Annotated in this window: 20 protein-coding genes; 9 read left to right on the forward strand and 11 right to left on the reverse strand. The window is 69.8% G+C overall.

The window, feature by feature from the left end:
* Window positions 1-3: 3 nt before the first annotated feature.
* Together EXE44_RS13100 and EXE44_RS13105 are read left to right on the forward strand one after the other, a co-directional pair.
* Entirely contained in the window at window positions 4-663 is a 660-nt protein-coding gene (locus EXE44_RS13100; RefSeq protein ID WP_137717517.1) for a hypothetical protein, read from the forward strand.
* Window positions 660-1,295 carry a hypothetical protein gene (locus EXE44_RS13105; protein WP_137717518.1) on the forward strand — a complete coding sequence of 212 codons (636 nt, stop codon included), beginning with the start codon at window positions 660-662 and terminating at the stop codon, window positions 1,293-1,295. Before EXE44_RS13100 ends, EXE44_RS13105 begins: the two co-directional genes overlap by 4 nt.
* 36 nt (window positions 1,296-1,331) lie before the next feature.
* Here the strand turns inward: EXE44_RS13105 and EXE44_RS13110 are convergent, their stop codons facing one another.
* From EXE44_RS13110 to aroA, 3 genes are all read right to left on the reverse strand, one after another.
* A complete protein-coding gene (locus tag EXE44_RS13110; RefSeq protein ID WP_137717519.1) occupies window positions 1,332-2,507 on the reverse strand; it encodes a TRC40/GET3/ArsA family transport-energizing ATPase in 1,176 nt (391 codons plus the stop codon).
* 106 nt (window positions 2,508-2,613) lie between these two features.
* Window positions 2,614-3,156, reverse strand: a complete 543-nt coding sequence (locus tag EXE44_RS13115) for a GNAT family N-acetyltransferase (RefSeq protein ID WP_137717520.1) — start codon at window positions 3,154-3,156, stop codon at window positions 2,614-2,616.
* Between the two features lie 116 nt (window positions 3,157-3,272).
* Window positions 3,273-4,646 carry a 3-phosphoshikimate 1-carboxyvinyltransferase gene (gene aroA, locus EXE44_RS13120; protein WP_137717521.1) on the reverse strand — a complete coding sequence of 458 codons (1,374 nt, stop codon included), beginning with the start codon at window positions 4,644-4,646 and terminating at the stop codon, window positions 3,273-3,275.
* A 144-nt stretch (window positions 4,647-4,790) separates the two neighbouring features.
* On the opposite strand from aroA, the gene EXE44_RS13125 reads away from it, so the two are divergent.
* Window positions 4,791-5,318, forward strand: coding sequence for a multiprotein bridging factor aMBF1 (locus tag EXE44_RS13125; RefSeq protein WP_121561834.1), 528 nt, complete (start codon window positions 4,791-4,793; stop codon window positions 5,316-5,318).
* 51 nt (window positions 5,319-5,369) lie between these two features.
* Here EXE44_RS13125 and EXE44_RS13130 read toward each other — a convergent pair whose 3' ends face one another.
* Window positions 5,370-5,780 (reverse strand): disulfide bond formation protein B, encoded by a 411-nt coding sequence (locus EXE44_RS13130; RefSeq protein ID WP_137717522.1) that lies wholly within the window; start codon window positions 5,778-5,780, stop codon window positions 5,370-5,372.
* Entirely contained in the window at window positions 5,777-6,577 is an 801-nt protein-coding gene (locus EXE44_RS13135) for a DICT sensory domain-containing protein (RefSeq protein WP_137717523.1), read from the reverse strand. The genes EXE44_RS13130 and EXE44_RS13135 overlap by 4 nt, the downstream gene beginning before the upstream one ends.
* Window positions 6,578-6,742: 165 nt before the next feature.
* Here EXE44_RS13135 and tpiA point away from each other — a divergent pair, with 165 nt between their 5' ends.
* From tpiA to EXE44_RS13160, 5 genes are all read left to right on the forward strand, one after another.
* Entirely contained in the window at window positions 6,743-7,387 is a 645-nt protein-coding gene (gene tpiA / locus EXE44_RS13140; protein ID WP_137717524.1) for a triose-phosphate isomerase, read from the forward strand.
* A 213-nt stretch (window positions 7,388-7,600) separates the two neighbouring features.
* On the forward strand, window positions 7,601-9,532 hold the full coding sequence (dnaK, locus tag EXE44_RS13145; protein WP_137717525.1) for a molecular chaperone DnaK: 1,932 nt from the start codon (window positions 7,601-7,603) through the stop codon (window positions 9,530-9,532).
* An 82-nt stretch (window positions 9,533-9,614) separates the two neighbouring features.
* Entirely contained in the window at window positions 9,615-10,784 is a 1,170-nt protein-coding gene (gene dnaJ / locus EXE44_RS13150) for a molecular chaperone DnaJ (RefSeq protein WP_121561839.1), read from the forward strand.
* A gap of 80 nt (window positions 10,785-10,864) precedes the next feature.
* The gene (locus tag EXE44_RS13155) at window positions 10,865-11,185 is read left to right on the forward strand and encodes a cupin domain-containing protein (RefSeq protein WP_121561840.1); all 321 of its coding nucleotides are present in this window, start codon (window positions 10,865-10,867) and stop codon (window positions 11,183-11,185) included.
* 81 nt (window positions 11,186-11,266) lie between these two features.
* The gene (locus tag EXE44_RS13160; protein WP_137717526.1) at window positions 11,267-12,019 is read left to right on the forward strand and encodes a hypothetical protein; all 753 of its coding nucleotides are present in this window, start codon (window positions 11,267-11,269) and stop codon (window positions 12,017-12,019) included.
* A 27-nt stretch (window positions 12,020-12,046) separates the two neighbouring features.
* Here the strand turns inward: EXE44_RS13160 and EXE44_RS13165 are convergent, their stop codons facing one another.
* The 6 genes from EXE44_RS13165 to aglJ form a co-directional block, all read right to left on the reverse strand.
* Window positions 12,047-13,381 carry an ABC transporter ATP-binding protein gene (locus EXE44_RS13165; RefSeq protein WP_137717527.1) on the reverse strand — a complete coding sequence of 445 codons (1,335 nt, stop codon included), beginning with the start codon at window positions 13,379-13,381 and terminating at the stop codon, window positions 12,047-12,049.
* Window positions 13,374-14,435, reverse strand: a complete 1,062-nt coding sequence (locus EXE44_RS13170) for an ABC transporter ATP-binding protein (RefSeq protein ID WP_137717528.1) — start codon at window positions 14,433-14,435, stop codon at window positions 13,374-13,376. The genes EXE44_RS13165 and EXE44_RS13170 overlap by 8 nt, the downstream gene beginning before the upstream one ends.
* Window positions 14,435-15,619 (reverse strand): ABC transporter permease, encoded by a 1,185-nt coding sequence (locus EXE44_RS13175; RefSeq protein ID WP_137717529.1) that lies wholly within the window; start codon window positions 15,617-15,619, stop codon window positions 14,435-14,437. The genes EXE44_RS13170 and EXE44_RS13175 overlap by 1 nt, the downstream gene beginning before the upstream one ends.
* A gap of 14 nt (window positions 15,620-15,633) precedes the next feature.
* The gene (locus EXE44_RS13180) at window positions 15,634-16,608 is read right to left on the reverse strand and encodes an ABC transporter permease (RefSeq protein ID WP_137717530.1); all 975 of its coding nucleotides are present in this window, start codon (window positions 16,606-16,608) and stop codon (window positions 15,634-15,636) included.
* Window positions 16,609-16,650: 42 nt separating this feature from the next.
* Entirely contained in the window at window positions 16,651-18,582 is a 1,932-nt protein-coding gene (locus tag EXE44_RS13185; protein WP_137717531.1) for an ABC transporter substrate-binding protein, read from the reverse strand.
* A gap of 319 nt (window positions 18,583-18,901) precedes the next feature.
* The gene (aglJ, locus tag EXE44_RS13190; protein WP_137717532.1) at window positions 18,902-19,957 is read right to left on the reverse strand and encodes an S-layer glycoprotein N-glycosyltransferase AglJ; all 1,056 of its coding nucleotides are present in this window, start codon (window positions 19,955-19,957) and stop codon (window positions 18,902-18,904) included.
* Window positions 19,958-20,062: 105 nt separating this feature from the next.
* Between aglJ and EXE44_RS13195 the strand changes: the two genes are divergently transcribed.
* Window positions 20,063-20,443 (forward strand): hypothetical protein, encoded by a 381-nt coding sequence (locus tag EXE44_RS13195; RefSeq protein ID WP_121561847.1) that lies wholly within the window; start codon window positions 20,063-20,065, stop codon window positions 20,441-20,443.
* Window positions 20,444-20,452: the final 9 nt, after the last annotated feature.

Below are 20,452 nucleotides of genomic sequence, written 5' to 3' on the forward strand. Positions count from 1 at the left end.
GGTATGGACGGAGACCGACGCCGCCGCGGCGACGACGGCGCCGAGCGGGACGCCGGGGAGCCGGAGACCGTCGAGGACCGGCTGGCGCGGCTGGTCCGCGACGGGCGGTTCAACGCGCTCGCGGCGTGGACGATGATCGCGGTCCTGGCGGGGGTGCTCGTCGAGAGCGCGCTCGACTACGACCTCCTCTCGGCGGTCATCGTCGTCGGCCTCGGGGCGGTCGTCCTCGCGCCGACGGTCGCGGCGCGGGACTGGCGGGCGATGCTGCCGGCGGAACTGGTCGGCCTCGCGCTGCTGCCGGTCCTCGTGCGCGCGGTGTTCGGCGGCGAGCTAGGGACGTTCGCCACCTACGTCGCCATCGCGGCGCTGGCGCTCGTGGTCACCGTCGACCTCCACATGTTCACGTCGCTGCGGGTGACCCACTGGTTCGCGGTCGTCTTCGTCGTGATGGCGACGCTGGCGACGGCGGCGGTGTGGACGGTGCTGCGCTGGAACCTCGACCTGCGCGGCGGGACGGCGTACCTCACGACGAACGACGCGCTGATGATCGAGTGGCTGTACGTCACGCTGGCGGGGCTCGCCGCGGGGCTCCTCTTCGACGGCTACTTCCGCGGCCGCGGGCGCCGCCTCCGCCGCGCCATCCGACGGGTGGTGCGGCGATGAGGCTCCTCCCGCGCCCCTCCATCCGGTCGCAGCGGCGCCTCACCGGCGCGATGCAGGTCCTCCTGATCGCCATCGTGGCCTACGGCTTCCTCGCCGGCGAGCAGAAGGCCATAAGCAACGGGATCATCGCTTTCCTCGTCACGCTGGTCCCGGCGACGCTGGAACGGCGGTACGACCTCCCCCTGGACCCGTGGCTCGCCCTGTGGATCACGATGGCGGTGTTCCTCCACACGGTCGGGTCCGCCGGGTTCTACGCCCGCGTCGAGTGGTGGGACCACATGACTCACGCGCTGTCGGCCTCGCTGGTCGCCGCGGTCGGGTACACGACGCTCCGGGCCGTCGACCTCCACAGCGACGGCATCCGCATCCCGCCGCGGTTCGCGTTCGTCTTCATCGTCGTCGTCGTGCTCGCGTTCGGCGTGCTCTGGGAGCTGTTCGAGTTCGGGCTCGACATCGTCGCGACGGAGACGGGCATCGACATGCCGCTCGCGCAGCACGGCCTCGACGACACCGTCAAAGACCTCACCTACAACACCATCGGCGCGGTCCTCGTCGGGCTGTTCGGACAGGCGCACCTCACCGGGGTCGCGGAGCTTGTCCGGGACCGGATCCTCGGGAGCGCGCCCGAGTAGCGGCGACGGGCGCGAGGTCGGATCGGCCGGCGCCGCTCAGCTCAGGCAGGCGGCCACGACCCGCAGCGCGGCCTCGCCGCGCACCTCGTTCGCGAGCAGCGGCACGCGCTTCACCTCGCGGCCGCGGAACAGGTCGGTGGCCTCGCGGAGCGCGTTCTTCTGGACCTCCCAGCGGCGCGCGCAGAACTCGCAGGTGTCCGGGTTCGGCTCGACCACCCAGTCGGGGTCGATGCCCGCGCCGCTCCCGCCGGTCACGTCGCCGACGCCCTCCATCACCCGGTTCACGACGAGCGTGTCCACCGGGATCGAGAACTCGTCGAGGCGCGCGACCAGCCGCTCGGACTCGACGACGCTCATCTCCTCGGGGATCATCACGACGCGGAAGTCGGTCTTCGCCGGGTCGCGGAGGACGGCCCGCAGGCGCTCGATGCGCTCGCGGAGCTCGTCGAGGTCGGCCGACGGGTCGGGCTCGTCGTCGCCCCCGCCGAACATCCCCTTGAGTCCGTCCATCATCCCGGAGAAGCGCTGGCGGAGCTTCATCACGCGCCCCAGCATCGAGTCCATGATCTCGGGCAGTTGGAGCAGCCGGAGCGTGTGGCCGGTCGGCGCGGTGTCGACGACGACGCGGTCGAAGCGCGGGTCGTCGAGGTACTCCAGCAGCTGGCGCATCGCCGCGGCCTCGTCGGCGCCCGGCATCGTCCCGCCGAGGAGGCCGCCGAGCCCCTCGCCCTCGCCGGCTTCGTCGCCCGTCTCGCCGCCGGGGCCCATCCCGCCCATCGCGTCGCCCATCTCGCCGAGCCCGCCGAGCGGGTCGGCGTCGGCGCCGAACATCCCCTCTTCCATCGCGGCGTCGGGGTCGATCTCCGCGGCGTACAGGGGCAGGTCCTCGCGGATGCGCGCGGGCTCTGCCGGGATCTCCGTCTCGTAGGTGTCCGACAGCGAGTGCGCGGGGTCGGTGGAGACGACGAGCGTCCGGACGCCGCCCGCGGCCGAGGCGAGCCCCGTCGCGGCCGCCATCGTCGTCTTCCCCACGCCGCCCTTCCCGCCGTACAGCACGTAGTCGGGCGCGTCGACGCCCGCCGGGAGGTCGGCGAGGTCGTCGTCGACGGTCAGCGCCTCGTCCGTCTCCGCGGGCTCGACGGCGGCGCCGTCTCCCCCCTCGTCTTCGGGCCCGTCGACTCGGTCGACGGGCTCGACGTCGATGTCGTCCATATGCCCGTTTCGTTTCGGCGGACACCTGTACCCGTCGGTCCCGAGAAGGCGATCGCGCGGGCCCCGAGGCCCCGCTCGGCGCGGGTCGCGGCACCGTCCGCCGCGCTCAGCACTCCCGCGCGTAGACGACCGACGGGTTCGACTCGCCGACCACGACGATCTCGCCCGTCGCGCGCGGCTCGAATCCCTGCCCCTCGTAGAACGCGCGGCTCTCGTCGTGGGCTTCGAACGCCTCCAAGACGAGGCGATCGTACCCCGTCGGAACGCGCGACAGGACCGCCTCGACCAGCGCGCCCCCGACGCCGGCGCCCTGATGCTCGGGGTCGACGTAACAGGCCCGGAGCTCCGCCTCGTCGTCGCCGACGAACTCGCCGGTCCACTCGTCGTCCCACACGAGGGTCGCCCAGCCGACGACGGTCGTCGAACCACCCGCCCCGTCGTCGGCGACCGCGACGAGCGCGCGGTTGTCGACCTCCGACCCGGTGAACTCCGCGTGTTCCTGTTCGAAGTCCTGGTCGAGCATCACCTCCTCTATCGTCGACAGCGCGTCCGGCGAGAGGAGGTCCCCGTAGCCCTCCGCCCACGCCCGAACGGTCAGTTCCCTTCCGGCCCGAACCTCCGCCGCGCTCTCCGGTTCGCGTACGTCCACGACTTATACCCTTATTCTCTGACAATAATTCTGTCGGACCCACGCGCCCGAGCGCCCTGAGACGCGGTCGGTTACGCCGCCGTTTGTCGGGAGCGGGGCTTCGACGCGTACGAGTTCTACTCGGCTCCCTCGCGCTCGACGTCCATCCCGAGATCGGCCATCGCGTCGAAGAAGCCGGGGAACGAGACGTCGACGTGCTCGGCGCCGCGGACCGTCGTCGTCCCCTCGGCCGCGAGCGCGGCGACGGACAGCGCCATCACGATCCGGTGGTCGCCGCGGCCGTCGACCGTCGCGCCCCGAAGGTCGCTCTCGGAGCCGTGGACCGTGAGCACGTCGGGCTCCTCCGTGGTCTCCGCGCCCATCTTTCCGAGTTCCTCGGCCATCGCCGAGACGCGGTCCGTCTCCTTGTAGCGGACGTGCTCGCAGTTCTCGATCCGGGTGTCGCCGTCCGCGACCGCGCCGAGCGCGGCGATCGTCGGGAGGAGGTCGGGGGTGTCGCCCACGTCGACGGTGACGCCGGTGAGGTCGGCGCGCTCGACCGCGATCTCGCCGGCCTCGCGGTCCCAGTCGACGGCCGCGCCCATCTCCTCGACGATTCCGACGATCGCGGCGTCACCCTGCGCGCTCGGTCGCGCGCCCTCGATCCGGACCGCCTCGCCGGGGTCGGCCGCGACCGCGCCCGCGCCGAGCAGGTACGAGATGGACGAGAAGTCGCCGGGCACCGCGTACGTCCCGCCGCTCGGCGCGTACGTCTGCCCGCCCGGGACCGAGAAGCCGGCCGCGCCCGCGGCGCCGTCGAGCGGGTCGCCGTCGGCGTCGACCGGCGTCGCCTCGACGCCGAAGTCGGCGAGCAGTTCGAGCGTGATGTCGACGTACGGCGCGGACTTGAGCTCGGTCGTGAGCTCGACCTCGACCCCCTCGTCGGTGACCGCGCCGGCCATCAGCAGCGCGGTGACGTACTGCGAGGAGACGTCGCCCGGGATCGCCACCTCGCCGCCCGCGAGCGGGCCGGCGACCACGAGCGGGGCCTGCCCGTTCGACCGCGTCGACTCCGCGCGGACGCCGAGGTCGCCGAGCGCGTCGAGGAGCGGACCTTGCGGCCGCGAGCGCAGCGACCCGTCCCCGGTGAGGACGGTGGCGCCGTCGGCGAGCGCGGCCGCGGCCGTGACGAGCCGCATCGTCGTCCCCGAGTTCGCGCAGTCGATCACGTCGTCCGGGACGACGGGGCGGCCGCCGAACCCCTCGACGGCGAGCGCGTCGGCGAGGTCCGGCTCGGCCTCGGCTCCGCCGTCGGCCCCCGCGGGCGCGACCGCCCCGCCGAACGCGGTGACCGCGCGGGCGGTCGCCCGCGTGTCGGCGGAGACGAGCGGCGACTCGACGGTCGCGCCGTCGCTGTACCCCGCGGCGAGGAGCGCGCGGTGCGTGTAGCTCTTCGACGGCGGCGCGCGGGCGGTCCCTCGGAGGGTCGAGCGCGTGACGTGGACGTCCATACCCACTCTCCCGCCCCCGGTGACAAGTCGGTACCGGCCGCGGCACGATTGCGGCCGCGCGGTCGGCGGCGGGCGACGCGCCGCGGACCCTCCCCGCGACGCCGCGGCACACCCTTTATACCAACGGGAGCGTTAGCGTCGCGTATGCCCCAGTGTGAGATGTGTGGCGCCGAGGAGGCCTCGCTGACGACGACGAAGGTCGAAGGCGCCGAACTGGAGCTCTGTAGCTCGTGTACGGACTTCGGCACCGAGGTCCGCGACGAGTCGACGAGCTCCGGCGGCGGCAAGTACTCCACCAGCTCCAGCACCGGGAAGTCGTCCTCGTCGTCCGGCTCCTCGGGCTCCGGTGGCTCCTCGGGGAGCTCGACCCGCCGCCGCGACATGTTCGACGACATGGACGAGATCGCCACCGACTACGACGAGCGGATCCGGGAGGCCCGCGAGTCGCGCGGGCTGAGCCAGGAGGAGCTGGCCGACCAGCTCAACGAGAAGGCGAGCCTCATCCGCAAGCTCGAACGCGGCGACACCCTCCCGACCGACGAGGTCCAGCGGAAGCTCGAACGCGCGCTCGACATCTCCCTGGTCGAGGGCCAGTCGGCCGACGACGCCGACTGGGAGACCGACGACGCGGGCACGATGACGCTCGGCGACGTCGTCAAGCGGAAGGACTGACCGGCCCGCTCGCCCCGCCCGACCTTCTCGTTTCCCCTCGACTGCCCTTTCTCAGACGCGTCGCCGGAGCCCGACCAGCGCGACCGCGAGCAGTCCGAACGCGACGAGCGACAGGTTCGGGATCGTGAGCCCGAGCAGCGGGCTCTGCCACTGAACGGTCGCACAGGGGCCGCCGACCGTACACTGCGTCATCGTCGCCTGGAGGTACGAGTGGTACGCGGCGAGCGGGAGGCCGACGGACACGAGCGGCAGCGCGGTCCGCCAGACCGCGGGCCGCCGCTCGACGGTCGCGACCCCAAGGACCGCGACGAGCGGGTACATGAGGATCCGCTGGTACCAGCACAGGTCGCAGGGCACGAGCCCGAGTCCGAGGCTGAACCAGAGGCTCCCCGCGGTCGCGACCGCCGCGACGACCGTCGCGGCCGACAGCCACGCGGTCGCCGGGGACGGGCGGGCGGTCACACCGTCGCGCCGCCGTCGTCCGTCTGCTCCGAGCCGCCGTACCGCTCCGTGAGGTAGTCGATGATGTAATCGACGGTCTCGGGGTCGTAGCTCCAGAAGCCGTAGAACTCGCCCGGCGCGCGCTCCTCGGCGAGCAGCGCGCACTTCGCCTCGTCGTAGCCGCCCCCGTCGTACGCGACGAACCACGTCTCGCGGATCTCGGCGGTCTCGCCGACGTGGACGGTGTAGTGTTCCACGTCGGGCGCGTCGCCCTCGTCGGCCGCGTACGCGTGGACGTCGAGCCGCTCCTTCTCGCCGAGCAGGTCGTAGGTGTCCGCCTCGCCGGTGAGCACGTCGAGCGTCTGGAACCCCGCGTGGAGCTCGCCGTCGCCGACCCGCCACGCGCGGTCCTCGATCTCCCTCGACGCGGCGACCATGTCCTCCCGGGAGTAGGAGGTGAACATCGTCTCGTCGAGGTGGTCCAACACCGGCCGCCCGACGCGGTCACCCGCGCCGCCTCGTTCCCTCGATTCGCCGCCTCCCTCGTCGGACTCGGCGACTCCCACGCCGGTGGCCGCCGTTTCCCCCTCGCCCGGCCGCGACAGCAGTTCGTCGACGGTCACGGCCGTGACGAACTCCCCGTCCCGCGCGAGGACGGCGAACTCCTCCGGGCCCGAGGCGGTCTGGTCGTCGACGATCCGGACGTTGCGGTCGGCGAAGTGCTCCCGGAGTTCGTCGGTCACCGCCGGATCGGCGTTGAACACGGTCAGCGTGGCCTCGTGCGCCTCCACGCCCGCGATGAGCTCGATGAGGGACATCCCTTGTCCGACCCACAACAGCGGGGTATAAGGACGTTTCTGCTCCCGGGACCGCGACCGTCCTCGGGAACCGGGGTTCGGGCGGGGACCGGCGAACCGGGCCGCCGCCGGGCGCGGCGTGCGCGAAGCACGAACCTATTTGCGCCGCGCTCCCCCAGCGTGGGTATGTTCATCCTGGTGAACCTCAAGGCGTACCCGTGCGATCCGATCGAGGTAGCGACCGCGGCCCGCGACGTCGCCGAGGCGTCCGGCGCGCGCATCGCCGTCTCGCCGCAGGCCGCGGACGTCGCCCGCGTCGCCGAGACCGGCGTCGAGACGTGGGCGCAGCACGTCTCGCCGAACGGGCACGGCTCGCACACGGGCTCGACGCTCGCTGAGGCCGTCGCCGACAACGGCGCCGAGGGGACGCTGATCAACCACTCCGAGAACCGGCTGAAGCTCGCGGACGTCGACGGCTCCGTGCGGGCGGCCGAGCGGGCCGACCTGGAGACGATCGTCTGCGCGAACAACCCCGCGCAGGTCGGCGCCGCGGCCGCGCTCGGCCCCGACGCGGTCGCCGTCGAGCCCCCCGCGCTCATCGGCGGCGACGTCTCCGTCGCCACCGCCGACCCGGGGATCGTCGAGGACGCGGTCGCGGCCGCCGAGGCCGTCGACCCCGCGGTCGACGTGTTCTGCGGCGCCGGCGTCTCGACCGGCGAGGACGTGTCGACCGCCGGCGACCTCGGCGCCGCCGGCGTCCTGCTGGCCTCCGGCGTCGCGAAGGCGGACGACCCCGAGGCCGTGCTCGAAGACCTCGTGAGTGGCATCTGAGCCGCTGCGGGGGCTCGACGCCCCGATCTCAGCGGCCCGGTCGTGGCAAGTGACCTTCCCCCTTCCGTCCCGGAGCCGCTGCGTTTGCGGATCTGTATAAATACATCGATGTGAGCGACTCACACGATCGAGAAATCGCACGACGGCAGCGGGTTCGTTTGTGCGGCCGTATGGCAGCATCTAGTAACCTTTAACCGAAACAAGCCGCTACCTATGACCAAGATGGCGAGCAACAAGATTCTCGGTATCGACCTCGGTACCACCAACTCCGCGTTCGCGGTGATGGAGGGCGACGAGCCCGAGATCATCGCCAACGCGGAAGGCGACCGGACCACCCCGTCGGTCGTCGCCTTCGCCGACGACGGCGAGCGCCTCGTCGGCAAGCCGGCGAAGAACCAGGCCGTCCAGAACCCCGACCGCACGATCCAGTCGATCAAGCGGCACATGGGCGACGACGACTACACCGTCGAGATCGGCGACGACGACTACACGCCGGAGCAGGTCTCGGCGATGATCCTCCAGAAGATCAAACGCGACGCCGAGGAGTACCTCGGCGACGACGTCGAGAAGGCGGTCATCACCGTCCCCGCCTACTTCAACGACAAGCAGCGCCAGGCGACGAAGGACGCCGGCGAGATCGCCGGCTTCGAGGTCGAACGCATCGTCAACGAGCCGACCGCGGCCTCCATGGCGTACGGCCTCGACGACGAGTCCGACCAGACCGTCCTCGTGTACGACCTCGGCGGCGGCACGTTCGACGTGTCGGTCCTCGACCTCGGCGGCGGCGTCTACGAGGTCGTCGCCACGAACGGGGACAACGACCTCGGCGGCGACGACTGGGACGAGGCGCTCATCGACCACCTGGCCGACGAGTTCCAGAACGACCACGGGATCGACCTCCGCGACGACCGGCAGGCGCTCCAGCGGCTGAAAGACGCCGCCGAGGAGGCGAAGATCGAACTGTCGAACAAGAAGGAGACCACGGTCAACCTCCCGTTCATCACCGCGACCGACAGCGGCCCGGTCCACCTCGAACAGTCCGTCACCCGCGCGACGTTCGAGAACCTCACCTCGGACCTCATCGAGCGCACCGTCGAGCCGACCGAGCAGGCGCTCGCCGACGCCGACTACTCGAAGTCCGACATCGACGAGGTCATCCTCGTCGGCGGCTCCACGCGGATGCCGCAGGTCCAGGAGCAGGTCGAGGAGCTCGTCGGGCAGGAGCCGAAGAAGAACGTCAACCCCGACGAGGCGGTCGCGCTCGGCGCGGCGGTCCAGGGCGGCGTGCTCTCCGGCGACGTCGACGACATCGTGCTGTTGGACGTCACCCCGCTCTCGCTCGGGATCGAGGTGAAGGGCGGCCTCTTCGAGCGGCTCATCGAGAAGAACACCACGATCCCCACCGAGGAGTCGAAGGTGTTCACCACGGCCGCTGACAACCAGACCTCCGTCAACGTCCGCGTCTTCCAGGGCGAACGCGAGATCGCCGAGGAGAACGAGCTGCTCGGCGCGTTCCAGCTGTCCGGCATCCCGCCGGCGCCCGCGGGCACCCCGCAGATCGAGGTCTCGTTCAACATCGACGAGAACGGCATCGTCAACGTCGAGGCCGAGGATCAGGGCTCGGGCAACGCCGAGTCGATCACCATCGAGGGCGGCGTCGGCCTCTCCGACGAGGAGATCGAGGAGATGCAAGAGGAGGCCGAGAAGCACGCCGAAGAGGACGAGGCCCGCCGCGAGCGGATCGAGGCCCGCAACGAGGCCGAGACGACGATCCAGCGCGCCGAGACCCTGCTCGAAGAGAACGAGGAGGAGCTCGACGACGACGCGCTCGTCGCCGACATCGAGGCGGCGATCGAGGACGTCGAGGACGTGCTCGAAGACGAGGACGCCGACACCGACGAGATCGAGTCCGCCACCGAGGCGCTCACCGAGGAGCTCCAGGAGATCGGCAAGCAGATGTACGAGGGCCAGGCCGCGCAGGCCGGTCCGGGCGGCGCGGGCGGCGCCGGTCCCGGCGGCATGGGTGGCATGGGCGGCGCCGCCGGTCCGGGCGGCGCGGCGGGCCCCGGCGGCGCCGGGCCCGACGGCGACGACGAGGAGTACGTCGACGCCGACTTCGAGGACGTGGACGACGACGAGGAGTAGGCCGCTCCGACCCGATTCTCGACGCCGCGACCCCGCCGTTTAAATCGACCCGTCGATCAACACCAACCAACGAACGCAACGCATGAGCGAAGATTTCTACGACGTCCTCGGCGTGTCGCGGGACGCCAGCGAGGAGGAGATAAAGAAGGCGTACCGCAAGCAGGCCGCCGAACACCACCCCGACGTCAGCGACGACGAGAACGCCGAGGAGCGGTTCAAGAAGATCCAGAAGGCGAAGGAGGTGCTCACCGACGAGCAGAAGCGACAGCAGTACGACCAGATGGGCCACGACCGCTTCACCGAGGCCGACAAGCGCGGCGCGACCGGCGGCGGTGGCCCGGGCGGCGCCGGCGGACCCTTCGGCGGCGCGGGCGGCGCCGGGGGCGCCGGCGGCTTCGAGGACATCTTCAACCAGTTCTTCGGTGGCGGCGGCGGTCGCGGCCGCGGCGGCGGTGGCGGCGGCAACCGGCCGCGGCAGGGGCGCGACCTCAAGACGGGGCTGACCATCGACCTCGAAGAGGCGTTCGAGGGCGCGACCAAGGAGGTCACGCTCACGCGACCCACCACCTGCGCCACCTGCGACGGCGCGGGCCATCCCCCGGACGCGGACGTGGAGACGTGTCCGCAGTGTAACGGTCGCGGGCAGGTCCAGCAGGTCCAGCAGACGCCGCTCGGCCGCGTCCAGCAGACGTCGACGTGTCCCCGCTGCGAGGGCGAGGGCGAGCTGTACAGCGAGGACTGTTCCGACTGCGGCGGCGACGGCGTCGTCCGCGAGGAGGCGACGCTCTCGGTCGAGATACCCGCCGGGATCCGCTCCGGACAGAGCCTCCGGATGGAGCGCGAGGGCGCGCCCGGCGAGAACGGCGGCCCGAAAGGCGACCTGCTCATCGAGGTCGACGTCGACGTCGGCGACCGGTTCGAGCGCGACGGCGACGACCTCCGGGTCAACGAGGCCATCTCCTTCCCGCAGGCCGTCTTCGGCGACACCGTCGAGGTGGAGACGGTCGACGGCAGCGTCGAGATGGACGTCCCCGCCGGGACGCAGAGCGGCGAGACGTTCCGCCTCCAGGGGAAGGGAATGCCCCGGCTTCGGCGCCGCGGACGTGGCGACCTCTACGTGCAGGTCGCCGTCGTCGTCCCCGAGTCGCTCAACGACGAGCAGCGCGAGGCGCTGGAGGCGTTCGCGGAGGCCGGCGGCGAGGACATCGACGTCGGCGGCGGGTTCTTCGAGAAGCTGAAGAGCTCGTTCTGAGCGGGGTCCTCGCCCGGCGGTCGGGGCGCCCTCCTTCCGAGGGCCGTAGCTTTTCGGCCTTTCGAGTCGTCCGTCGAGGCATGGGCTACGACACGACCGCCTACGACGACGTCGAACCCCGCGCGCCCGGCATGTACTTCCTCCGCGACGCGCTCGACTGCGAGCGCCTCGGCGTGACCGTCGTCGAGGCAGACGCCGGCTGGGAGGGGATGGAACACGACCACGCCGACGCCGACCACGAGGAGGTGTACGTGCTGCTCCACGGCGAGGCGACGCTCACCGTCGACGGGGACGCCGTCGACCTCGCTCCCGGCGACGCGGTCCGCGTCGACCCCGGGTCCACCCGGGACCTCGCCTTCTCGGCCGACGGCTCGAAGATGGTCATCGCCGGCGCCCCGTGACGCCGGCTCCGACTCGGTACGGTCCCGGACCCGTTTCGCCGACGCCGCAGCGTTAAGGCTCGCGCGCTCCGAACATCGCTTATGGACCTCGTCGGGGATCTGCTCGCGCGCGACCGACGCACTCGCGAGACGGCGCTCGTCACGGCGGACGGCCGGGAGCGGAGCTACCACGACCTGATCACGAACGGGTACAAGGCGGCGAACGTGCTCCGGTACCTCGGCGTCCGCACGGGTGCGACCGTCGCGGTCGACCCGACGCCGGGGTTTCACACGACGCTCGCGTTCCTCGGCGCCGCCGCCGTCGGCGCACCGGTCCGGTTCGACCCGGCGGCGGGGATCGAGGCCGGCGACCGCGTCGTGCTCGCGCCCGTCGCGACAGCCGCCGCCTTCGACCCGGCGCCGGGCACGAACCTCGCCGCGTTCGGCGGGTCGCCGGAGCGCCCCGAGACCACGCACTGGGAACAGGAGCTGTGGAGCGAGAATCCGGGAACCCCGCCGAGCGACGTCGCCCCCGACGACGACGCCGTCGTCGCGCCGGACCGGGCGTTCAGCCACCGCGAGTTGTGTTCGACCGCGGCGGCGGCCGTCGAGGCCGTCGCGATGGACGCGGGGACGCGCGTCGTCCTCCGTCGCCCCTTCTCCGATCCGCCGGCGCTCGCGGCCGGGCTCGTCGCGCCGCTCTCGGTCGGTGCGACGGCAGTGCTCGCGCCGCCGGACGGCGACGGCGAATCGGACGGGGAACCGCGCGGAGACGTGGCGGTGGCCTCGCCGGACGCGGACGTTCCGGAACCGAGACGGATCGATCCGTCGTCGGTCGGTCCGGCGGCCGAGTAAATATCTCCGACCCGAGCCGCGCCCGGATCAGTCGTCCGCGGGGTTCGGCTCCGCGGGCGCGCGCTCCCCGTGGAGGAGGCAGGCGGACTCGTGGTCGGCCGAGTGCGCCGTGCGCTGCGGCTCCGTCTCGGCGCACGGCGTCGTGATCGCGTCCGACAGAACGCTTCCGGCCTGTTCCTCGTCCTCCTCGATGAGGAGATCGAGCGCCTCCGAGAGCGTCCGTTCGAGTTCGGGGTCGTCGACGGTCTCGCCGATGTCGAACTCGCGGCGGATCTCCGCGCGGATCTCCGCGCTGGTCGGCTCGGTGCCGCTGGCGGCGACGTTCTCGCGGACTCCTTCGACGTCGATCTCGCCGGCGTTGACGTTGTCGCGCAGGTTCAACAGCCCCCGCCAGTCCTCCTGATCGACGTCGACGCCGTCCGGCTGGATCACCTTGTGACACCGCGTGTGGAACCGACAGCCGCTCGGCGGGTTCGTCGGGCTCGGGACGGTGCCCTTCAGCTCGATGCCGCCGACGCTCGCGCGCGGGTCCGGCGTCGGGATCGAGGACAGCAGCGCCTCCGTGTAGGGGTGCTGCGGGTTGGTGAAGATCTCCTCGACCGGGCCGATCTCGACGATCTCGCCGAGGTACATCACGGCGACGCGGTCGCAGATCTGACGGATGACGGACATGTCGTGGCTGATGAACAGCAGCGACAGCCCGAACTCGTCCTGGAGGTCGTTGATCAGCGAGAGGATCTCCGCCTGGATGGAGACGTCGAGCGCGCTCACCGGCTCGTCGGCGATGATGAGGTCCGGGTTCAACACGAGCGCCCGGGCGAGCGCGATCCGCTGTTTCTGCCCGCCGGAGAACTCGTGCGGGTACCGGTCGAAGTCGTTCGCCGAGAGCCCGACGCGTTCAAGCAGGTCCTCGACGATCGCGCGGCGCCGGTGGCGGTCGCTCATGCCGTGAACCTTGAGCAGCTCGCCGACCGCGTTGCCGACGGACACCCGCGGGTCGAAGCTCGACGACGGGTCCTGGAAGATCATCTGGGCGCCCCGTCGGAACTCCATCATCTCCTCGTCGTCGAACTCCGTCACGTCGTTGGGGTGGGTCCCGTCGGGGTTACGCGTCGCGCCCTTCCGGCCGTTCCCGTTGAAGATGACCTCTCCCGAGGTCGGCTCCTCCAGGTGGATGACGGAGCTCGCCGCGGTCGACTTCCCGCACCCGGACTCGCCGACGAGGCCGAGCGTCTCGCCCTCCTCGATGTCGAAGCTGATCCCGTCGACGGCGCGCGCGGCGCCGACCTTCCGGTTGAAGATCCCCTTCCGGATCGGGTAGTGCTTCTTCAGGTCGCGGACCGAGAGCAGCGGCTCAGTCATCGGCCGGACCCACCTCGCTGTCGCCGGCCGCTCCGGTCTCGTCGCCCGGCCCGAGCCCCTCGCTTCTGACTATCGAGGGGTTGCCGCCCGGCCCGTAGTGGACGCAGGAGACCTCCTGGTCGGGCGCGACCTCGATCTCGTCCGGCTGGTCGCCGGTGCGGCACGCCTCCTCGGCGTACTCGCAGCGGGGCGCGAACCGACAGCCGTCCGGCGGGTTGTGCGGGTCCGGGAGCGTCCCCGGGATCCCGCCGCCGGAGCCGCCGAACTCCGGCAGACACTCCAGCAGCTGTTGGGTGTACGGGTGCGCGGGGTGATCGAAGATGTCGAGGACCCCGCCCCGCTCCATCACCTTCCCGGCGTACATCACGACGATCCGGTCGGCGATCTCCGCGACGACGCCGAGGTCGTGCGTGACGAACAGGATGCCCATCTCGAACTCCTCTTGGAGGTCGTCGAGGAGCTTCAGGATCTGGGCCTGAACCGTCACGTCGAGCGCCGTCGTGGGCTCGTCGGCGATGAGCAGGTCGGGGTCGCCGACCAACGCCATCGCGATCATCACGCGCTGCTTCTGTCCGCCGGAGAACTCGTGGGGGTAGTCGTCGAACCGCGAGCTCGCGTTCGCGATCCCCACGCGGTCCATGAGGTCGACCGCCTTCGCGCGGGCCTCGTCGTCGGAGACGTCCTGGTGGATCTGGAGCGCCTCGGTGATCTGCCATCCGACGGTGTAGCAGTGGTTCATCGCCTCCTGCGGGTTCTGGAAGATGTGCGCGATGTCGTTGCCTCGGATGTTCCGGAGCTCCGACTCTGACATCGACAGCAGGTCGCGCCCCTTGTACCGGACGGTCCCCTCGATCTCCCCCGGCGGGGTGTTGATGATCCTGGTGATCGATTCGGTCGCGACCGTCTTCCCGGAGCCCGACTCGCCGACGATACAGACCGTCTCGCCGGTGTCGACGTTGAAGTCGATGCCGTCGACCGCGGTGAGGGTTCCGTTGTCGGTGCTGAACTTCGTCGTGAGGTTTTCGACCTCGAGTAGTGGCTGATCGTCGGCCATTATTCGTTCTCCGCCTCCGCTTCGGGGTTCAGCGCGTCCAACAGCGCGTCGCCGAGGAAGTTGAACGCGAGGATGGTTAAGAACAGCACGATACCCGGCGCCAGCACGATCCACGGGGCGAACGACAGGTCGCTCCGCCCGGCGGAGATGAGCTGCCCCCACGAGGGGACCGTCGAGTCACCGATCCCGAGGAACGCCAGCTGCGCCTCGAACAGCAGGAAGCCGGGAATGAGCAGCGTCAGGTTCGTGATGATACTGCTCGCCGCGTTGGGCACGACGTGGCCGCGGATCACCTGGTACGTGCTCGCGCCGCTGATCCGGCTCGCCTTGATGAACTCCTCCTCGGAGATGGACAGCGACTTGCTGCGCACGTAGCGCGCCATGCCGCCCCAGGCGAACAGCGAGAACACCACGATGAACATCCCCAGCCCGCCGCCGTAGATGTACAGGATGAGCAGGAACATCAGGAACGTCGGGAACGAGAGGATGATGTCGACGAACCGCATCATGATCTCGTCGACCCAGCCGCCCGCGTACGCGCTCAGCGTCCCGAACGTGATCCCGATCGTCGCGACGATTGTCGTCGTGATGAACGCGATCTGCATGCTGATCGTCATCCCGTAGACGATCATCGTGAACACGTCCTTCCCGCCCTGCGTGGTTCCGAGCGGGTGTTGCCAGGTGCCGTAACACCGGCCGTTCATCACCTCGCCGACGCAGGTCGCCGGGGTCGTGTCCACGACGGACGTGAACACCGGCGGCTGGTAGGCGATGAGCAGTTCCTGCTGGGGGGCGCTCAACACGAGCGGCCCGACGAGTCCGCCGACGAAGACGATCGCGAGCCAGCCGAGGCTCACGACCGCCGGCCGGTTGCGCTTGAACTCCTTCCAGTAGTACCGCGTCATCCGCGGGTTCTGGTACAGCGGCAAGACGAGGTACCAGAACGCCAGGAACAGCGTGAAGATGAAGAGGAAGTCGATCGTCTCTAGATTCCGCTCGAGGCCGATGAACTCGAAGGTCGGGGTCCGCTGACCGGTGAACCGCCAGTCGTACACGCCGAGCAGCGCGAGCGGGACCGTCGTCAGGAGCATCCCGAGCGAGTTGATCGACAGATCGAACCGTCCCGACCGCGAGAGGTCGTTCCAGTCGACTTGATCGAACCGTTCGGATTCTTCAGTTGCCATTGTTCTCAGTTGAATTACCTGTCATCGTAGCTGATCCGCGGGTCGAGTACGGTGAACACGAGGTCTTCGAGGAGGTTCCCGATGACGGCGACGAACGTGAAGAACAGCGTCGTCCCCAACACGAGGCTCGTGTCCTGTGCGACCAGCGCCTCGTAGGTCAACCGTCCGAGCCCGGGAATGGCGAACACGACCTCGACGAGCAGCGACGCGCCGAGGAACAGCGCGAGCAGCTGCCCGACGAGCGTGGTCGAGAGCGGGACGAGGGTCGGCCGCATGACGTGGTACGCGTACGCACGAAGCGGTGATACGCCCTTCGCCTTCGCGGTCTTCATGAAGTCGGCGTTCTGGAACTCCGCCGACTCGTTCCGCGAGACGCGCATCACGGCGCCGATCGACCCGGTGACCAGGACGAACACCGGCACCGCCAACTGGATCGCGTTCTCCACGCTGAACACCGGCACGCCCGTGTTGTAGGTGATCGGTATCCACTCCAGCCACACGCCGAAGACGAGCAGCAGGATGATCCCGAAGAAGAAGTTCGGGATGGCGTAGCCGAAGAACGCGAACCCGGTCGCCGCGTGGTCCTTCCAGCTGTACATGTTCGCGGCGGAGTAGACGCCGACGAGCGGGCCCAAGATGATCGTGAGGATCGTCCAGGGGACCGAGTACTGCGCGGTGTAGTACAGCGCCTGCGTGACGGCCTCCATGACGGGCTGGCTCCGACTCACGGACCAACCCCAGTCGAGCGTGTACACGCTCCGGATGAAGTCGAAGTACCGGACGTGGAGCGGCTCGTTGAGGCCGCGTAGCTCCCGCGCGCGCTCGGCGGCGGCCGCCGGATCGCCCCCTTGGAGCGCCGCCTGCGTCGCCGCCCGCTGAACGGCCGGGTTCGGGGCGGCCGAGAGCAGCAGGAACGTGACCGTAACGATGATTAGCGATACCACTGCTGCCCAGAGAACCCGAGCGGTTACGTACCTTCCAAATCCCATGTGGTGTCTAAAACGGTGAAGTGAGGGCGGGGTAGTTCGGGCTTACCCGTCCGTCTCCGGGTAGAACTCGGACCAGCGGGGCTGCCACGTGAAGTGCGGTGAGGCGAGCCCGCGGTAGACCCCCTGGATGAGGTCCTGCTTGCTGATCGCCGACGCCATCGCCTGGCGGAACGGGACCAGCTGGAAGAGGTTACCCGGACCGGCGTTCCAGCCGTTCGCACGCTGGTTGACGGAGATAATCGTGTTGTACGGCGTGGGGACCTGCCGGACGGTGACGTTGTCGTTCTGGTTGTACGACTCGTACTGCTCCGGCGGAATTGCCGCCGAGTCCGCCTCGCCGGTCTCGAGCGCGCCGAGACGCGACGCCTGCTCCTGGACGACGCTGATCGAGGCCTCCTCGAACAGCGGTCCCTCGGAGAACAGGTCGGGACCCTCGTCGATGTCGCGGAGGTAGTACTCGTCGTTGCGGACGTACTCGGTGCCCGAGCCGCGGTTCCACTCGGTGAGCTCGTACGCGCCGAGGTTCCCGGTGAACTGGAGTTCGAGCAGCTCCTCGTCCTGCTGGAGCCCCTCGACGTCCTCCTCTTCCACGTACGGCTGGACGAGGTCCTTCGGGATCGGGTACAGGAGCGGGTCGTACGTCTTGGGCCACAGGATGTTCGACGACTCAAGCGTCGCCTGGAACTGGAACTCGCCGGTCTGCTCGACCGTCACGCCGTCCCAGCTGCTCGACGCCGCGGTGGGCGCCCAGTCGGCCTGGTGGAGCTCCTGCACGAGGTAGACGAAGTCCTCGGCGGTGACCTGCCCGTACGGCTCGCTGAACTGGAGGTTCTCCCGCACGTCGAACGTCCACACCTCGCCGTCCTCGGTGGACATGTCGTACAGCAGCGGGAAGTAGTCCTGGTTCTCGTCGAACGTGTACCCCTGGTCGAGCGCGCGGGCGATCGCGTTGCCGGCGCCGTTCTCGGTGTTGAAAAGCGGGTTGAGGGTGGTGAACCGCGCAGAGGTGACCGTGTCGTAGGAGCCGCTGATGTTCGGCTCGCCCTCGTACCACGCGGGGAGGTCCCAGCCGTTCGAGAAGTTCTCGATCGGCCCCTCGAGCTCGGGGTTGTAGCCGACGATGTCGTCGCTGAACAGGAGGGTGATGTACGGCTGCTCGTACGCGAGGTTCTCGAAGATCTCGACGAACGCCTCCCGGAGCTCGTCGACGCTCGTCGCCTGCCGGGCCTCGTCGAACAGCTCCTGCGCGTTGAACTGCGGGTAGTACCCGACCGGGTTGTAGAACGGGGTCGCGCCGTCGAAGAACACGGAGTTCGTGAGCGGGTTGAGCGGGTAGGTGTTCAGCCCGAACACGATGGACATGTCCCACGCCTCGTTACTGGTGACCGACTGCGGGCCGGGGTTCTGCGGCGTCGGGTTCTCCCAGGTGACCTCCTCGCCGTTGACCGTGTCGGTGCCGCCCTGGGGCTCGGCCGTCCAGTACTCGTTGTTGAACCGCGTGCCGTCGATGGCCTCGACGGTGACGTCGATGCCGAGGTTCTGCCCGAGCTCCTGGGCGATGAAGTCGGCCGTCAGCTGCGAAGTTTCCTGGCCCGCGCTGTGGTAGATGTCGAGTTCGACCTGGTCTCCGTCGGGGTTGACCATCGTGTCCCCGTCGAAGCTGTAGTCGTACTCGGACTGCTCGAAGGCGCGTTCGGCCAGCGTGTGCGCGACGTCTCGGCCGTAGAGGGGGTCGACGCCGAACTTCGGGAAGTCGGAGAGCTCGAGGCTTTCGCCGCCGTCGGAGCCGTCAGACCCGTCGGAACCGTCCGAGCCGTCCATCCCGTCGGAACCGTCCGAGCCGTCGCCGCCGCCGCCGCCGTTTCCGGAACAGCCGGCGAGCGTCACTGCGCCGGCCATGCCGAGCGCGGAGAGCCATTGTCGCCGGCCGATATGCCGGGAATCATCACGATCCTCAATGTTTCGCCGTGGCATACCAAGTAGTATGAGTGGGTGTATAAAAAACTTCAGACTTCGGGACAGTTGTCGTGGACGATCATCTTACATCCGTTTCGATAATCGGCGTATCCGGCCGGGAAAGCCGGTCTGCCGGCGTCCCTTTCGACGCGTATCAGAAAGTTTGACACAACCGCAGTCGCGAAATTTACCCCAACCGACCGCTCCGTGACCTCGGACGCGGGGTCGGCGTCCCCGGAACGGTTCTCGGCTCCCTCCCGGAGCAGGCTCCGGAAGTTCCGGCGAGGCCGTGTTCCCCTTCGCACGGTCTCGGTCAAATTGGTCTCGCGTGCGCCCTTCAGTCGCCGCGACCGTCTCGACCGGCGACGTCGTCGGGCTCGGTATCTTGCCCCCCGACCGTGCGATCCGAGTCGGCGACCTCCTCCGTTCCGATCGCCCGGTCGCCGCCGTCGGCCGACGACCTCCCCGCCGATCCGTCGCCGGCCGTCCGCTCGTACCGCGCGATCTGCTCGCGGTGGAGGGAGTGGATCATGTCGGCGAGGACGCCGAACACCAGCAGCTGGATCCCGAGGATCGTCGCGCCGACCGCGCCGACGGCGATGACTTCGTGGCTGATCCCGAACGCGAGGTACCGGTAGAGGACGAACGCGCCCATCGCCAGCCCCGCGGCGGTCGCGGCCGCGCCGGCGCTCCCGAAGTAGAACAGCGGGTTGTTCGTCTTCGCCTTCCGGTACAGCTCCAGGAAGATCACGCCGCCGTCCCGGACCGGGTGGAGGTTCGTCGCGGAGCCGCCGGGCCGCTCCCGGTACGTGATCGGGACCACGGCGACCGAGACGCGGTTCTTCACGCACTCGACGGCCATCTCCGTCTCGATGCCGAACCCGTCGGCGGTGAGGTGGAGCCGCAGGAACGACTCGCGGGTGAACGCGCGGTACCCGGAGAGGATGTCGCGGTAGCTCTCGCGGTGGATCGCCCGGAACGCGATGTTGATCAGGCGGTTTCCGATCCGGTTGAGCCGGGTCATCGCCCCCGGGCGCATGTCCGCGAACCGGTTCCCGATGACGTGGTCGGCCTCGCCGTCGAGCAGGGGGTCGAGCATCGCCGCCGCGTCGCTCGCGTCGTAGGTGGCGTCCGCGTCCGCCATCAGGACGTACGGCGCCCGGACGTGGTCCCTGACCGCCTCCCTGACCGCCTGCCCCTTGCCGCGCCCCGACTGCTCCACGACGCGCGCGCCGGCCTCGCGGGCGATCGACCGCGTCTCGTCGGTCGAGCCGCCGTCGATCACGAGGAGGTTCTCGAAGCCGGCGTCCCGGAAGTCCGCGACGACGCGTGCGACCGTCTCGGCCTCGTTCATCGTCGGCAGCAGGACGCAGACGTCGTCGTGGTCGCTCATCAGACGAGCGATCACGGGGGAGTCGGTAAACTCTGTCCCTCCCGGTCGCCGGCCGGGGCTGCGGCCACCCACACGCTCATGTATGTGAACATTGATCGTGAGTGTATGCCCCACCCACCGGACCAACGCGCAGAGGAACTGCTCAGCGCCGCCCGCACCGCGACGGGAGACGAGCTGCGGAGCCTCACCTACTTCACGGAAGCGGACGTCGACCAGCTGTACCTCCGCAGCGACCTGAGCCGGACCGCCGACCTGGTCGGCTTCGCCGAGAACGAGCGCCAGGGGTTCCACGCGCAGTCGATGTACGCCAACACCCAGCTCGGCGACTACCAGTTCACGGTCCGCGTGTTCGAGAACGGCTACCTCACGCGCGTCATCGCCAACGACCACGGCGTGTGGGTGACGACCGACTCGATGGAGATGGACCGGTTCGAGGAGCTGGCGAGCGCGCTCGCGTCGATCCTCCGCTCGTTCGACCCCGCCTGATCCCGCGTC

Source organism: Halorubrum sp. SS7 (genome assembly GCF_005435055.1).
In the GTDB taxonomy this organism is placed as follows: Archaea; Halobacteriota; Halobacteria; order Halobacteriales; family Haloferacaceae; genus Halorubrum; species Halorubrum salinarum.